The sequence below is a fragment of the Sphingobacterium sp. GVS05A genome (assembly GCF_019969845.1).
In the GTDB taxonomy this organism is placed as follows: Bacteria; Bacteroidota; Bacteroidia; order Sphingobacteriales; family Sphingobacteriaceae; genus Sphingobacterium.
On the sequence record NZ_JAHXYR010000003.1, the window covers coordinates 166,056 to 181,983 of the forward strand.

Annotated in this window: 12 protein-coding genes; 6 read left to right on the top strand and 6 right to left on the bottom strand. The window is 40.7% G+C overall.

Annotated features, from left to right (window positions below):
* The first annotated feature begins 139 nt into the window (after positions 1-139).
* Complete coding sequence (locus tag LC454_RS08470) at positions 140-916, top strand: class I SAM-dependent methyltransferase (protein ID WP_223581447.1); 777 nt, start codon at positions 140-142, stop codon at positions 914-916.
* A gap of 68 nt (positions 917-984) precedes the next feature.
* Here LC454_RS08470 and LC454_RS08475 read toward each other — a convergent pair whose 3' ends face one another.
* Positions 985-1,404 carry a nucleoside-diphosphate kinase gene (locus tag LC454_RS08475; RefSeq protein WP_223581449.1) on the bottom strand — a complete coding sequence of 140 codons (420 nt, stop codon included), beginning with the start codon at positions 1,402-1,404 and terminating at the stop codon, positions 985-987.
* 300 nt (positions 1,405-1,704) lie between these two features.
* Between LC454_RS08475 and LC454_RS08480 the strand changes: the two genes are divergently transcribed.
* From LC454_RS08480 to galK, 5 genes are all read left to right on the top strand, one after another.
* A complete protein-coding gene (locus LC454_RS08480; RefSeq protein WP_223581451.1) occupies positions 1,705-2,553 on the top strand; it encodes a 4-hydroxy-3-methylbut-2-enyl diphosphate reductase in 849 nt (282 codons plus the stop codon).
* 80 nt (positions 2,554-2,633) lie between these two features.
* Entirely contained in the window at positions 2,634-3,668 is a 1,035-nt protein-coding gene (gene hemH, locus LC454_RS08485; protein WP_223581453.1) for a ferrochelatase, read from the top strand.
* 12 nt (positions 3,669-3,680) lie between these two features.
* Entirely contained in the window at positions 3,681-4,955 is a 1,275-nt protein-coding gene (locus tag LC454_RS08490; protein ID WP_223582138.1) for a metallophosphoesterase, read from the top strand.
* A gap of 197 nt (positions 4,956-5,152) precedes the next feature.
* Positions 5,153-6,202, top strand: coding sequence for a UDP-glucose--hexose-1-phosphate uridylyltransferase (locus LC454_RS08495; RefSeq protein WP_223581455.1), 1,050 nt, complete (start codon positions 5,153-5,155; stop codon positions 6,200-6,202).
* 2 nt (positions 6,203-6,204) lie between these two features.
* Positions 6,205-7,356, top strand: coding sequence for a galactokinase (galK, locus tag LC454_RS08500; RefSeq protein WP_223581457.1), 1,152 nt, complete (start codon positions 6,205-6,207; stop codon positions 7,354-7,356).
* A gap of 95 nt (positions 7,357-7,451) precedes the next feature.
* Here galK and LC454_RS08505 read toward each other — a convergent pair whose 3' ends face one another.
* The 5 genes from LC454_RS08505 to LC454_RS08525 all read right to left on the bottom strand — a co-directional run bounded on the left by LC454_RS08505 (position 7,452) and on the right by LC454_RS08525 (position 15,854).
* Entirely contained in the window at positions 7,452-8,642 is a 1,191-nt protein-coding gene (locus LC454_RS08505; protein ID WP_223581459.1) for a trans-sulfuration enzyme family protein, read from the bottom strand.
* A gap of 202 nt (positions 8,643-8,844) precedes the next feature.
* Entirely contained in the window at positions 8,845-12,183 is a 3,339-nt protein-coding gene (gene mfd, locus LC454_RS08510; RefSeq protein WP_223581461.1) for a transcription-repair coupling factor, read from the bottom strand.
* A gap of 347 nt (positions 12,184-12,530) precedes the next feature.
* Positions 12,531-13,115 carry a hypothetical protein gene (locus LC454_RS08515; protein WP_223581463.1) on the bottom strand — a complete coding sequence of 195 codons (585 nt, stop codon included), beginning with the start codon at positions 13,113-13,115 and terminating at the stop codon, positions 12,531-12,533.
* 178 nt (positions 13,116-13,293) lie between these two features.
* On the bottom strand, positions 13,294-14,586 hold the full coding sequence (locus LC454_RS08520; protein WP_223581465.1) for an HAD-IB family phosphatase: 1,293 nt from the start codon (positions 14,584-14,586) through the stop codon (positions 13,294-13,296).
* 296 nt (positions 14,587-14,882) lie between these two features.
* A complete protein-coding gene (locus LC454_RS08525) occupies positions 14,883-15,854 on the bottom strand; it encodes an NAD-dependent epimerase/dehydratase family protein (protein WP_223581467.1) in 972 nt (323 codons plus the stop codon).
* Between the last annotated feature and the right edge of the window lie 74 nt (positions 15,855-15,928).

Genomic DNA, 15,928 nt, shown 5'->3' on the forward strand with positions numbered 1-15,928 from the left:
TTCCCGGCTGAGGAACACTTAAGTATAAGGTATATATGCGAATATCTCATAAGTTTTTCCATCAAAAAAACTTGACTTTCCCATTATATTTAATTAGCTTCAAAACACAAATTTACTAAACCATTTATTTGTGTCTAATATGAACGAATTAGAGGAATATTTCCGAAATAACAATGCGAAGCTGATAAACAAATGGATGCATTATTTCGACGTATACGATCGCCATTTTCGTCGATTTAAAGATAAAGAGATCGTTGTGCTGGAAATAGGTGTTTTTCAGGGCGGAAGCCTTCAGATGTGGAAGAAATATTTTGGCGACAAAGCAAAAATCTATGGGGTAGACATCAACCCCAATTGCAAAGAACTAGAAGAGGAGAACGTTGAAATATTTATCGGATCTCAGTCAGACCGTAAATTCCTTCGTAAAGTGAAAGAATCAATCCCGCCAATAGATATCCTGATAGATGATGGCGGGCATACCATGCTGCAACAGATTATTACATTTGAAGAGTTATTTGGACATGTAAAAGAGGATGGTGTCTATCTATGTGAAGACCTGCATACCTCTTACCAAGTTTTTTATGGCGGTGGGCATAAACGGAATGGCACTTTTATCGAATACAGTAAGAATTTTATTGATTACATCAATGCCCATCATTCAGAACAACGCGGGCTGAAAGTCAATGAATTTACACGTTCGGTCAACTCCTTGCATTATTACGACAGTATATTGGTTGTTGAGAAACATAAAATGCAGCCGCCAACACATATGAGAACAGGTACTGCTACCGTACAGGATTTTGATGCTCCGCCAACAGGTATAAGCGGATTAAAGTGGAAGATTAAGAAACCGGCGTTAACTGCGATCAATAAATTCCTCCGTTTTTTTAGGATTGGTGGATTTATGTGGAGATAGCAAATCGATAATACATAAAAAAAGCGTTGTACAGCTGTACAACGCTTTTTTTATAGCATTGCTAATGACTAAAATCTTTCAAATTGAGAGAAGAAGAAGCTACCTTCGATAGCCGCATTTTCATCAGAATCAGATCCGTGGATAGCGTTAGCATCGATAGATTTAGCATATTTATTACGGATTGTACCTTCAGCTGCGTCAGCTGGATTAGTAGCACCGATTAATGTACGGAAATCTTCAACAGCATTGTCTTTTTCTAAGATTGCAGCAACGATAGGACCTGAAGTCATGAATTCTACCAATTCACCGTAGAAAGGACGTTCTTTGTGCACTGCATAAAATGCACCAGCAGTTTCTTTTGATAATTGAATGTATTTCATTGCAATGATTTTAAAACCACCAGCAATAATATCGTTTAAGATTGCACCGATGTGACCGTTCGCTACTGCGTCAGGTTTAATCATCGTAAAAGTTCTGTTAGTTGCCATTATTTTAATTTTTTTGCAAACTTAGATAAATTGCTTTTTATATGCAATATAATTAGGCTTATATAAAAACAATTTATTCACCTTAGTATGTTAATTAAAGGTACTCGCGGCCTTGAAACAAGTCTCAGTTTAATTATGCTGAACCCGCAAGTTGTGCCTCCCTCCGTCACAGGTAATCTTTTTGCCGTGAAGAATGTAATAAGTCTATAGGCAATTGATAATGAGCGGAAATAAAAAATCAACTGTAAACAAATCTATAAAATAAATATATTCGATACGAATATGTAACTTTGTAATGTTATGGCATTAAATCTAACAGTAGACATCGATAAGGATTCCGGCTTTTGCTTTGGAGTGGTATACGCTATAGATATGGCAGAGGAGATTTTGGAAGAGGATGGTTACCTCTATTGTCTTGGTGACATTGTACACAATGACGAAGAAGTAGCCCGGCTGAAAGCCAAAGGACTGCGTATTATCGATCATGCTGCACTGCCTACACTACAAAACGAGAAGGTACTGATCCGTGCGCATGGTGAAGCCCCCGAAACCTATCGTACAGCGTTAGAAAACAATATTACCCTAATTGATGCTTCCTGTCCAGTCGTACTCAAGTTGCAGAATCGGATCAAAACCTCTTTTGACCAGGAGGAAAAGATCTTGATCTTTGGAAAACATGGGCATGCGGAGGTCATCGGTCTACAGGGACAGACAAATAACGAAGCACTCGTATTTCAGGATATAGCTGAGTTGGATGATGCTGATTTGCCAGCTTCATTTACGCTCTATAGTCAGACAACAAAAAGTGTGGATAAATTCTACGCCATCAAAGATGAGTTGATCAAGAGAGGGTATGAGGTCAAAGCCAATGATACCATCTGTAGACAAGTGTCTAACAGATATGAAGACCTTGGTGCCTTTGCTCGACAATATGATAAAATTGTTTTTGTGTCTGGTAAAAAGTCTTCCAATGGAAAAGTTTTGTTTGAAGTATGCCAAAAAGCCAATCCTGAAAGTTACTTTATTTCTGACCCTGCCGAACTGAATGCGACAGTTTTTAGTAAAGGTGACCGTATTGGTATATGCGGAGCGACATCAACACCAATGTGGCTGATGAAAGATGTAAAAGCGACCTTGGAAGCACTCTAGCCTAATTTACCCGTCATAGATATTTCATATTATCGCGAGTGAATCTGCAGTACATGCTTTTTTGTTTATTTTTGTAGGCTATGAGCAATAAAGCCAAAAAAGGTATTCTTTTAGTACAATTAGGTACACCCGATAGTCCAACTACTCCAGACGTGAAAAAATATTTGACCGAATTCTTAATGGATCCCCGCGTCATAGATATTCCTTATTTTCAACGGACATTATTGGTAAAAGGAATTATTGCTCGTACGCGCGCACCAAAATCAGCAAAAATTTACGAAACAATCTGGGATAAGGAAACCGGCTCTCCCTTGATGCACTACAGCATATTGCAGCGAGACCTCTTGCAGGAATCGCTAGGGGAGGAGTATCATGTGGAGTTGGCCATGCGTTACCAAAATCCATCCATAGAAGCTGCACTGAGCAAGATGGAGGGAATGCTGCTCGAATCCGTTCGCGTTATTCCATTATTCCCACAATATGCATCGGCGACGTCAGGCTCGGTAATAGACCGTGTGATGGAGTTGATCCGCAAATGGAACTATTTACCTGAGATTAGTTTTGTTAGCAATTTCTGCACGGATGAATTAATGGCTGAGACGTTTGCAGACCATGCTCGAAAACACGATCTTACACATTTCGACCACTTTGTGTTTAGCTACCATGGCCTTCCCGTCAGGCAGCTTGGCAAAGTAGATCCTACAGGTCAACTGAAATGCCCTGAATCGGGTTGTGATTCCTGCAAAACAAATGTCAACGCATATTGTTATGTTTCTCAGTGTTATGCGACGACTCGGACCATTGTTGAAAAACTAGGTTTGCAGAAAGAACAATACTCCCTGTGCTTCCAATCCCGTTTGGGCAAAGAACCGTGGATTCAACCCTATACTTCCGATCTGTTGCATGAACTCGCTAGTAAAGGCTATAAAAAATTATTGGTCTTCAGTCCGGCATTTGTGGCAGACTGTATAGAGACTATCGATGAAATTGGCGTGGAATATGCTAATGAATTCAAGGATTTAGGTGGAGAGGAGGTCTGTTTGGTCGAAAGTCTCAATGACGATCCCAAATGGATTGCATCTCTGAAGCAATTGGCACTCAATGCCAAAAATTAAAACGAATTAATGATGTTGTTAGTAAATGCATGTGTTTTACTCATTCTAGATTTTTATATCTTTTTTGCCCTTCGTGCTACGAAGATTAAATTTCCCAAAACAAAAATATTCGCCGTTTTATGGTGGTCGTATTCAGCCCTATTATTATTAGGCGTTTTTATATCTGCCAAATATAACATTCCATTGATTGTACGATCTGTTATTTTGGTCGGGTTCTTTCTGACAGCAGCTTCAAAGTTATTCTTCTTTTTGATTTTATTGATTGATGATATCCGTCGTGGTGGAGTCTGGGTCAAACGTTTGTTCAGCAAGAAAGAGTCTGTAGAGGATGTTGTTGAAGATGCTGGCGATCCATTACCCGAAAATCCTGTTAAGGGCATCAGTCGATCCGAATTTTTGACCAAAGCGGGTATTTTAATTGGGGCCTCACCGTTGATTCCATTAAGCTGGGGTATTATTTCTGGCGCATATGATTACCGCGTAAGACGTGTACCTTTATATTTACCTAATCTTCCGAAAGCTTTCCATGGCATGACCATCGCACAGATATCAGATGTACACTCGGGATCCTTTTATAATAAGACCGCTGTAAATGGTGGAATCGATATGTTATTGAAAGAAAAAGCTGATGTAACCTTCTTTACAGGTGATATCGTGAATTCCCAAGCTTCTGAAATGCGCGAATACCAGGATATTTTTGCACGGGTGAAGTCGGATTTAGGGGTATTCTCAACATTGGGTAACCATGATTATGGTGATTACTATTATGGAAAAGAAGATTCTCCCGAGAAGCGGAAGAATTTAAAGGATGTGATTGATGTCCATAAAGTGATGGGCTGGGATCTATTAATGGATGAAAACCGCAAAATCAAAGTAGATGGTGAAGAGCTCTGTATCGTTGGGGTGCAGAACTGGGGAACAGGTCGTTTCCCAAAACATGGCGATATCAAAAAGGCATTGATGGGAACCGAGGAACAGTCCGTTAAGTTATTATTGTCCCATGACCCTTCTCATTGGCGCGCACAAGTATTGGATACTGATGTCGATGTGATGTTCGCAGGCCATACCCATGGTATGCAGTTTGGTGTACGCGCTGAAATGTTGCAATGGAGCCCAGTACAATATATTTATAAAGAATGGGCTGGATTATATCGTGCACAAGAAAACAAACGTCTTTATGTTAATGTCGGTTATGGATTCTTAGGATATCCTGGCCGTGTTGGTATCCTGCCTGAAATTACAATCTTTGAGTTGATTAAAGGACAAGATCCGAAATTTAAGGCTTAACCTGCTGTATGGAGGTTTTGGTCGTTCCGACCTGGGGCTTACTTAAGTCTAAAAATGACTAACCATACAGTGGGAAGATGACATCGTCAGTTTTTTAAGCTTTAAAGGATTCATCTTTAGATAATTTTACTTTTTAATTTTAACTTTTTACTTAAAAAAGCTAATATTGTGTATTCTGTACACCAGTTATACATAACATGCAATCAACTTTAAACTTTGGGGACTCTCCCCACACACGCGTTAATATTCTTACCGGGGAAAAAGTACTTGTGTCTCCACATCGCAGCAAGCGGCCATGGCAAGGACAGGTAGAAGATCTGCCTGGCGATGATAGACCGGCTTATGATCCCAAATGCTATTTGTGCCCAACCAATAAGCGGGCAGATGGGGATATCAATCCAGATTATAAAGAAAGCTTTGTTTTCGTCAACGATTTTTCGGCATTATTGAAAGATACTAGCCAACAGGAATTTAATGAGGACGAATTGTTTATTGCAGAGACCGAAAAAGGAATCTGTAAAGTTATTGCATTTACACCACGCCATGACCTCACTTTGCCCGAAATGGAACAATCAGCGATAAAGGCTGTAGTTGATCTCTGGCAGAAGGAATTTGAGGAACTTTCCAAAGTGGAATGGATCCGCTATATTCAGATTTTTGAAAATAAAGGTGCTATTATGGGATGTAGCAACCCACATCCACATGGACAGATCTGGTCACAAAATCATTTACCGGTAGAGATTCAAAAGGAGTGTGTGCAACAGCAAAAGTACTTCGATAAATACCAGCGTACGCTATTAGCCGATTATATTAAAGCCGAACTAAAAAAAGAAGAGCGCATTATTGATGAAAATGATTCTTTTGTCTCTTTGGTGCCTTTTTGGGCCGCTTGGCCTTATGAAACCATGATTGTCAGCAAGAGAACTGTGCAAAATATAGCCGGATTTGACGAAAAGGAAAAGGAAGATCTTGCCGCAATACTCAAGTTATTGACCACACGTTACGATAACCTTTTCAAAACATCTTTTCCTTATTCTGCGGGTATGCACCAAGCTCCAGTCAATGATGGAGATCATCCAGAATGGCATTGGCATATGCATTTCTATCCACCCTTATTACGCTCGGCAACAGTCAAAAAATTTATGGTCGGATACGAGATGCTCGCTAATCCACAACGGGATATTACACCCGAAGTCGCCGCCGAACAATTGCGGAATTGTGCTACCAAACATTATAAATCTAAGTAAGAATGATCGCAAAAGAAACTATAGTAAATAAATTTAAAAGCTTATATCAGGAAGAACCCATTGTGGTTTCCTCTCCGGGCCGAATTAATATTATCGGCGAACATACCGATTATAACGATGGTTTTGTATTACCTGCAGCTATTGACAAGGCTATTTATGTTGCTGTCAGCAGACGGACGGACGATAATATTGTGTTGTATGCTGAAGACTATCAAGAAAACCATGAAGTAAAATTAAATGAAATTGCTATTTCAGAAAAGCACTGGCCGAATTATATCCTCGGTGTGGTGGACCAATACCAAAAACGAGGTGCTATATTGGGCGGGTTTAACCTTTATATTGATGGTGATGTGCCATTGGGTGCCGGCTTATCTTCTTCAGCAGCAGTAGAATGTGCTGTTACTTTAGCCCTTAGTGAACTGTTTGAATTGAATGTGGAACAGATTGATATTCCACAGATCGCACAAAAAGCTGAGCATACCTATGCTGGTGTGATGTGTGGTATCATGGATCAATTTGCGTCGGCCTTTGGTAAAGAGAAAAATGTCATCAAACTGGATTGTCGCTCCTTGGGATTTGAATACGTGCCACTTGATCTCAAAGGTTATGAAGTGGTCCTATTGAATACAAACGTGAAACACTCCCTTGCTTCGACGGCTTACAATACACGTAGAGAGCAATGTGAGCAGGCATCATCATGGGTAAGAGAGCAATATCCTCAAGTTAAAAATCTGAGAGATGTTACAGTAGATATGCTGGATGAACTGGTTAAAGATAAAGATGCAGATATCTATGCCAAAGCAAGTTTTGTTGTCCGTGAAAATGAACGGGTAGAAAAGTCTTGCGAAGCATTACGTTCAGGTGATATCGAACAATTGGGTAAATATATTTTCCAGAGTCATGAGGGTTTGAGCAAAGTATATGAGGTCAGTTGCCCCGAATTAGATTATCTGGTTGATTATGTCAAACAATTCCCTGAAGTCATTGGTGCCCGGATGATGGGCGGCGGCTTTGGTGGCTGCACAATCAATATTGTTAAAGAAGGTGCCGTAGCATCAATTTTACCAACATTGGAGAAAGAATATCAACAAAAATTTGATAAGGAACTTTCAGTCATCCAGGTAAAAATTGCCAATGGTACGCGCGTACTTTAGCTAATAAACGAATAGAATAAAAGAGAGCGGACAGTCTATATTAACTGTCCGCTCTCTTTTATTTTATGGGACTAAAGCGGGGCCGCTACCCGAATTTAGTCAAGTTTCCTCAACGCCTGCTCTAGATCCTCAATTAAATCTGCTACATTTTCAATACCAACAGAGATGCGGAGCATACCCAAAGTGATACCGGAGGCTTTCTTCTGCGCTTGCGTGTGATGGCCGCCCCACATACTGGCCGGATGCACAATGAGTGATTCAACACCACCTAAACTAGCTGCATTGATAAATATTTCCAGATTGTTAATTAAAGCCTGGCCATTTTTGAAGGCCTGCTCCTCGTCTGTTCCCTCAACTTCAATACAGATCATTCCTGAAAAGCCGTGCATCTGGCGGGCCGCCAGTTTATGCTGGGGGTGGCTTGAAAGCCCCGGATAACTTACGTTCTTAATTTTAGGATGCCGATCAAGGAAGCTGGCGAGTTCTAATGCATTTGAATTGATTTGTTTGACACGTAGACTCAGCGTTTTCAGTCCGCGGAGCAGCAGCCAAGAATCCAATGGAGCCAGAGATGCTCCCAGAGCAACACTGCGTTTCCATACTTTTGCAATATAGTCCTGGCTTCCACAGACAATACCAGCCGTTAGATCGCTATGCCCGCCCAAATATTTCGTGGCACTATGAACAACAATATCAATCCCAAAGTCCCGCGGTGTCTGGTTTATAGGGGAAGCAAAGGTATTGTCAACCATACTCAAAATATTATGCTGCTTAGCTAATTCACCTACAGCCTTTAGATCCGTAATATTTAAATTCGGATTGGAAGGAGTTTCGATATAGATGAGTTTCGTATTTACCTGAATAGCATCGGCAAAGGCTGCGGTATCCGTCTGGTCTACGGCTGTGACGGTGATACCATAGTCGGTTAGAAATTCTTTAAAAAAAATAGCTGTTCCTGAGTAATGAGCAAGCTGTGTAACGATGTGGTCACCGGATTTCACAATAGCTAATATGGCAGTACTGATAGCGGCCATGCCTGTTGCAAATACGAGTGCATCTTCTGTTTTCTCAAGTTTGGCAATGACTGCCGCAACTTGGCTATTGGTTGGATTACCATGGCGGTGATAAAAGTAAGGATGTTTGGGTTCGGTCGCTGCCCTAATGTATTCCGCGGGATCACTGTCCGCAATATAAGTTGATGTCTGAAAGATAGGAGCCGTTACAGCTGCAGTTGAATTGAAGTGTTGTCCTTCATGGACGAGTATCGTTTCGGTATTGGATGCCATGCTAATTTTTATTGATAAGTGTCCTTTTTTTAGCTTCAAGAGACCCATCACATATATGTCTGTTCCTGAGAGCCAATAAGAGCCTTCAATATCCTTTCATTGCACTTGGCGCAGATTGCTATAGGAAGGTTTCTTGTATACCCAAATATAAATAAAATCTACACAATAAGTAGATTTTATTTATAGCTGAGTGCCAAGACTGTTATGATAACATCTGTTTGAGTAGGTTTAGCGCGTAGCTTATTGTATTTACATTACTTAGCGCAAGGCGAAGTTGCCCTTTTACTTCTTTTAGATTGCTGATTTCAGGGCGGGACTGCACAAAAGACAAGACCCGACCAAATTGATCCGATTCAAAATAGCTCGATTTGGGGTTATTGACAAAATACCCTTTTAGTGTATTCTTTTTATAGGATATCTTTTCAAACCCAATTGTTTTTCCAAACCATTGCAGGCGTAAAGTATTGAATAGCTCGAATACTTCGTGTGGAATCGGGCCAAAGCGGTCTTCGAGTTCTTTCTCGAATGCCGCCAGCTGCTGCTCGTTCTCGAGTTTGGAAAGCTCCGTATAGAGGTTATAGCGTTCGGTGATATTCGTTACGTACTCATCAGGGATTAATACTTCAAGATCTGTGTCTATTTGTGTAAAATTAACATATTTGCGCTCCTGTTCATCCGCAAATACCTCCGAGAACTCATCGTCTTTCAGTTCTTGGATGGCTTCATCCAAGATTTTGTGGTACATTTCAAAACCTATTTCAGCAATAAAGCCTGATTGCTCTCCGCCCAGTAAATTTCCGGAACCCCGGATATCTAAGTCCCGCATGGCAACATTGAATCCCGAACCTAGTTCTGAGAATTCCTCTATCGCCGAAAGTCGTTTGTATGCCTCCGGTGTCAATGTCGATAATGGTGGACTCAATAAGTAACAGAAGGCTTTTTTATTCGAACGACCTACACGGCCCCGCATCTGGTGAAGGTCACTCAAACCGAACATATGCGCATGGTTGATGATAATGGTATTGGCATTCGGGATATCCAGACCTGCTTCAATAATCGTTGTTGCGATAAGTACGTCAAAATCATGGTTGATGAATTTGAGCATCACATCTTCCAATTCATCACCTTCCAGCTGACCATGGGCCACACCAACACGTGCCCCGGGTACGAGCTTGCGAATCAAATTGCCCAATTGAGGAAGGTCAGCCACGCGGTTATGAATAAAGAAAACCTGTCCACCCCGATCGAGTTCATAACTGACTGCTTCACCGATCAATGATTCATTAAATACATGAAGCTCAGTCTGTACCGGTTGACGATTGGGGGGAGGAGTAGATATAATGCTTAGATCTCGCGCTCCCATCAAGGAGAAATGCAAGGTCCTTGGGATAGGGGTTGCTGTTAAGGTCAACGAGTCCACATTGGCGCGCATAGCCTTTAACTTCTCTTTAGCGGCAACACCAAATTTCTGCTCCTCATCAATAATCATCAAACCCAGATCCTTGAACTTGACATCCTTACTCACCAAGCGATGCGTACCGATGATGATATCTATTTTTCCCTCCGCAAGGCGCGCTAAAGTGTCCTTGATCTGTTTAGTCGTTTTGAAACGGTTGATGTAGTCAATATTGCATGGAAGTCCTTTTAGGCGCTCTGTAAATGTACGATGATGCTGTAATGCTAAGATGGTTGTTGGAACTAACACAGCAACTTGTTTGCTGTCTGCAACGGCTTTAAATGCTGCCCGGATGGCAACTTCTGTCTTTCCAAATCCGACATCACCACAGATCAACCGGTCCATTGGATGCGGCGATTCCATATCTTTTTTTACATCTGCGGTAGCCTTTTCCTGATCTGGGGTATCCTCATAGATAAACGATGCCTCCAGTTCATTCTGCAAATAGCTGTCCGGAGAGAAGGCATTCCCATGCTGAGCCTTCCGTTTTGCATAGAGCATAATCAGGTCACGGGCAATATCCTTAACCTTTTTCTTGGTCGTTTTCTTTAATTTATCCCAGGCATCCGTACCGAGCTTGTTCATCTTCGGAACTGTACCCTCCTTGCCGGAATATTTTGAAATTCGGTTTAATGAGTTGATATTGACATAAAGCAAGTCATTGTCCGCATAGATCAACCGGATCATCTCCTGTGATTTGCCGTTGACGTCCACCTTTTCCAGGCCGCCATACCGACCCACCCCATGATCAATATGCGTGATAAAATCTCCGGGTTTAAGATCCCGTAGATCTTTTAGCGTAATTGCCTGCGAACGTTCATATGCTTTTTTACGTTTGTATTTGTAATATCTGTCAAATATCTGATGATCCGTATAACAAGCTAATTTCAAGCTGTCATCCCTAAAGCCTTCACGCAATGCTTTATGAATAGGGATAAATGTAGCCGCTTTGTCAAGATCCTCCAATATCGTATAGATCCGTTCAACCTGTTTCGTTGAATCCGAAAAGATCAGATTCTGGATCCGATGGCTCTCATTTTCCTTGAAATTATGGATCAGTAGATTGAAGTCTTTATTAAAAGAAGGTTGTGGATGAATATCAAACTTGATCGTGACTTCCCCCTTATAGAAAAACTGTTTTCCAAATTCAATGATCGGGAAATCAAAAAATAGGGCATTGAGGTTTTTCTCATCGGTAAATTCATACGCTGGATTATGCCAATCTGGATTATCTTTTTTCTGTTTATCAGTCAAACTGGCCCAGAGTTGCTTCGCCTTTTTCAACCCATCCTTGACAATATCCAGCGTAAACAGGGCGTCTTTGATCCAGATGGATGCCCCCTGATCGATATATTCCAGTAAAGAAATGTGCTGCGAAGTCAGGAACTTGGCTTGAACATTCGGAACAATGGTAACCTTATGGATTTTATTGACCGAGAGCTGAGATTCAATGTCAAAGGTCCGAATGCTTTCGATATCATCACCAAAGAATTCGATGCGGTAGGGAAGGTCGTTCGAGAAAGAAAAAATATCTACGATACCTCCTCGTATTGCAAATTGTCCGGGTTCATAGACAAAATCTACACGTTCGAAATCATATTCGATCAAAAACTCATTGATAAAATCAATACTTAAAGCCGTGTTTTCTGTAATCTCCAGCGTGTTTTTCTCCAGATCGGTACGATTGATTACCTTTTCAGTAATCGCTTCGGGATAGGTAACCACCATCTTTGGTAATTCAGACGTATGATTGAGCGAACTTAATGTTTCAGCACGCTGTAGTACGTTTGCCGAATCCGTCTGTGTGAAATCAAAAGCTTTTCGGTAAGAAGAAGGGAAAAAAAGTACCTGTTTGTCCAATAAGCTTTCCAGGTCACTCAAAAAGTAGGAGGCATCTTCATGCGTTGGCAAAATAAACACCATTGGACGCTCCTGCAATTTGTAGGATGAAACGGCAATGAATGCATCCGAAGAACCGATAAGACCTTTAAGTTGAATCTTTGGGTTTTTGGACTGCATAGCCTTTGTAAGCGACTGGACTGATTCGCTTTGGCTGTATTTCTCTAGTATTTCTTGAATTCCCACGAGCAAAAATTTCGAATAATTGCGAATTTAATTAATTCCTCGTAAGTATATGGTATATTGTGCTAAATTTTTTGGTAAAAAACTTGTCGAAAAAATAACTTTGCTGCTGGGACAAAAAGAGAATATCCCATGAATGGCGAGCGAGAGTATTTTGGCAAACGACCAATTATACTGCCTCTCATTGAAGACTAGCAATTGAGGTTCCGTAATGAATTATTTTGCTAAGTGGAATGTATAGGCAAAGCCTAATAAGATTAAAAGGATCGCCAAATAGAGCAATTTATATTGCTCGTAGGCTGTGACACGATAAGATCCAATTTTAACACGGTTTTTGCTGTTTCTCATAATTAATTCAGGTCAAGCTCGATTCGCTGTTCACTAATATAGCTTTTTAATGTTGTATTACCAAAAGCATGTAGTGCGTTTTGAAAATCTTCCCGATAATCGAACTGAAAGTCCTCATGAAGTTTATCATATTTGCCGACAGCATGTTTAATACGGCCTGTGATATATTTATGCAATTTATGGGCTGCCGATTGATAAGACGAATCAAATAGTCGTTCATAGTCGCCTATGACCCGCTGTAAGATATAAAAACGGAATTCAGCTTCACTGGTTTTGTCTTTGGTGACTTTCTCATGCTCGTTCACCAGACCACTTGCCTGCTTGACCAGCTTGCTCAGCGCGATAAAATTACTATGATGCGGAGTATTGCCAATCTGACTTGTTCCGATGTCAAATAATTGAGCTAATTGCTTGCGCAATTTATCAATACGTTCCTCCAAATCATACTCGTTCTCCAACAATTGAAAATGCAATTGTTTCATCAGCATTTTGTCCTTACTGATCAGACGGACAAGTAATTTGTCTTTTTCTTTTTGAGGTAACTCAAGGACAGCTTTCTTTAGCTCGGCATCTTGATGTAGAGACATAATGTTTACGTAAAATGATCTTGTTATTAGCGATGAAAGAGCAAAGATGAAAGACTACTGATTGTTCAGCTAATAGTCTGTTATCCTTGCTCCCTTATCCATACTTTATCAGCGACCTAAAATTAGGTAGACGGGAAGTATCATCCAGACTCTACCGCATAGATCAGCTGGTTGATTGTTAATACAATATTCTAAATTTGATCGTATTGTCAATCTGCTTCAATTGCTTCAATAGATCTTTATCATATTCGCCCTGAATATCTGTAACGGCATAGCCAATATCGCTCCTGGTCATTAAAAATTGTGCAACAATATTGATGTTGTTTTGTGCATAGACCTTATTGATTTGGGCCATGATACCAGGTACGTTTTTATGGATATGCAGTAATCTTGTCACCTGTTTTACTTTCGGTAATACCAGATTCGGGAAATTGCGGCTGAGATAAGTGTCACCATTGTTGATAAATTCGGCCATACGACGTGGTATAAATTCCGAATTTTTCTTTTTACTTTTCTTATCATCAAAGACGACAATTCCCTTGGCGTTGCAGATATCTTTATTGATATGCCCCTTGATGTCGCCCAGATAACCGATTGTTTTTAATTTATCTGCCTGTTGAAGCTGTTCATCAGTGATGTCGATATTGTCGCCTAGCAAAAGCATGCCAACATCTTTTATATATTTTTCTTCGAAAGTCTCTTTTGTACGGATTGAGAAACCATCTCTTTTTAGAATATGGGCAGCAATCTCCGGAACATCCCCGACAATGAGACAAAGGATACGGTTTTTAGGGTAAGAGATCGCACGGGGTAGATCATTTACATATAAGAATTCATCGAAGCTTGGCGTAATAAAATCCGCTTTTTCAGTGACACTTTTACGTTGGATGTTCTCGGTGAAGGCAAAGAACTTTTCGATTAAACCCGATTCTTTCAATTGGAAATCCGAATAACCATCGCCAATGCCAAAAAGCCGCCCCTCGATATTTAGTTGTTTTAGGAGCTGTACTTTTCCGCCTTCAGTGGATAGGGGATTATCTTCATCAAAGCCAATGATATTGCCTTCCGCATCGAATCTAAATGTGTTCGCGTAGATATTTTCGGTTTTGATATGATAAGGAGTCACCACAGGGGTGATAAATTCCTTAAATCCTCCGGAAACAATCCAGGCCGTATCCGAATGTTTTTTGAAAAATTCACGATTACGTGAGAAAGACGTTGAAACCTTTTTCTTGAGGTGAGATACCAATTTATCCAGGTGGCTTTTGTTCGCGTTTAGTAATTTCACACGACCGGCCAAGGCTTCACGGAAAGAGAGTTTTCCCTCCATGGCAAGATTGGTGTATCGTTCAATTTCATTGTAGATAGATTCGCGATCAGGATGATTTTCGAGTGAGATCCGGGCGAGCTCATCGAGCGCTTCTACTTGGGTAAATGTACTATCAAAATCAATGATGTAATAGTTTTTCATCGTAATTATTTGTTTTTTAGTGGTGATGAATCTATCATGAGGATACTTATTACTATCGAACTGTGATTTAGTTAACCATGATGGTTTCATCTTAATTATTTGTTTTTTAATGGCGATGAAGCGATCATGGGCAAACTGTCATTTCCTTGGCAAGCAATTGGAGCTTTTGATGGTTTCATCGGGATACTGTTTAGCAAATGAAACAATCATAAACACGCAGGCTTTATTTTGAATCGGATAGTTTGGTAAGCTCATGACGGGTTCAGGGTTCGGTTGTTTAATATTTTATATTGTTTTTACTGTTTGCTGTACAAATTTGCAATTTCTTTTAATGTCTGTTCCAACGGGCGATAACTGTGGTTCAAGAGTGACTGTACCTTCGCATTGGAGTACTGTAATTTGGCACTTGACGCTGCTGCCGTTTCTTTGGTCAGCGAAGAGTCCGATTTCTTGAAGACAGCGAGCATGCTAGAAACAGTGGATGCGATCTGAAGAAGAGTCTCGGAGACTTCAATCGTGGGTTCGGGCTTGTTCATCAGGACGCTGGCGACACTGAGCAGATCTTTATTGGGAATGTTGAGGTGATTGATAATATAGCGTTCAGCGGTAATCTCGCCCTTTTCCATCAATTGGATCATAATTGACGCGACATCCTCAACATCGACGATGCCGACACTCCCTTTCGGATAAAATTTCAATCCCTTATTGATCATTGAGAATATGGCTCCAGATCCTTTGTCTTTGGCTGCCGCCCCCAATATCACCGAAGGGTTTACGATAACAGCATCCAGTCCCTCCGTAATACCGCGCCAAACCTCCATTTCCGCCTGATATTTAGACAGCGAATAGTTGGAGGTAGTGGGGCTATGCTCCCAATGGTCTTTTTCAGATATCGGTAAGTTGTCTTTGTTGGTGCCCAATGCGGCGATTGAACTAACATGAAGTAGACGGATGTTTTTCTCCAGGCAAAGGTTGACAATATTTGCTGTTCCTTCTACATTGACCTTAAAGAGTGATTTAGCATCTTTCTTCTGATAGGAGACCAGTGCCGCGCAGTGATACACTTTCGTTACGCCTTCCAGCGCGTCTTCCAGTTCAAAATAATGGTTGATGTCTGCATCAATCCACTGAATCAACGAAGAAGATAACAGGCTGGCTGGAATAATCGATTGAGCTCTCTTGGTCGCAATGACGTCAATTCCTTGATCGATCAATTGTTTGATCAATGTAGATCCTAAAAAACCTGTTCCTCCTGTTATTAATATCACTTGATAAAGATACTGTTAAAAATAATGTTTTCAAAAGTTAGTTAATAAATGGATATTTGTGTGAGTTGCATCCC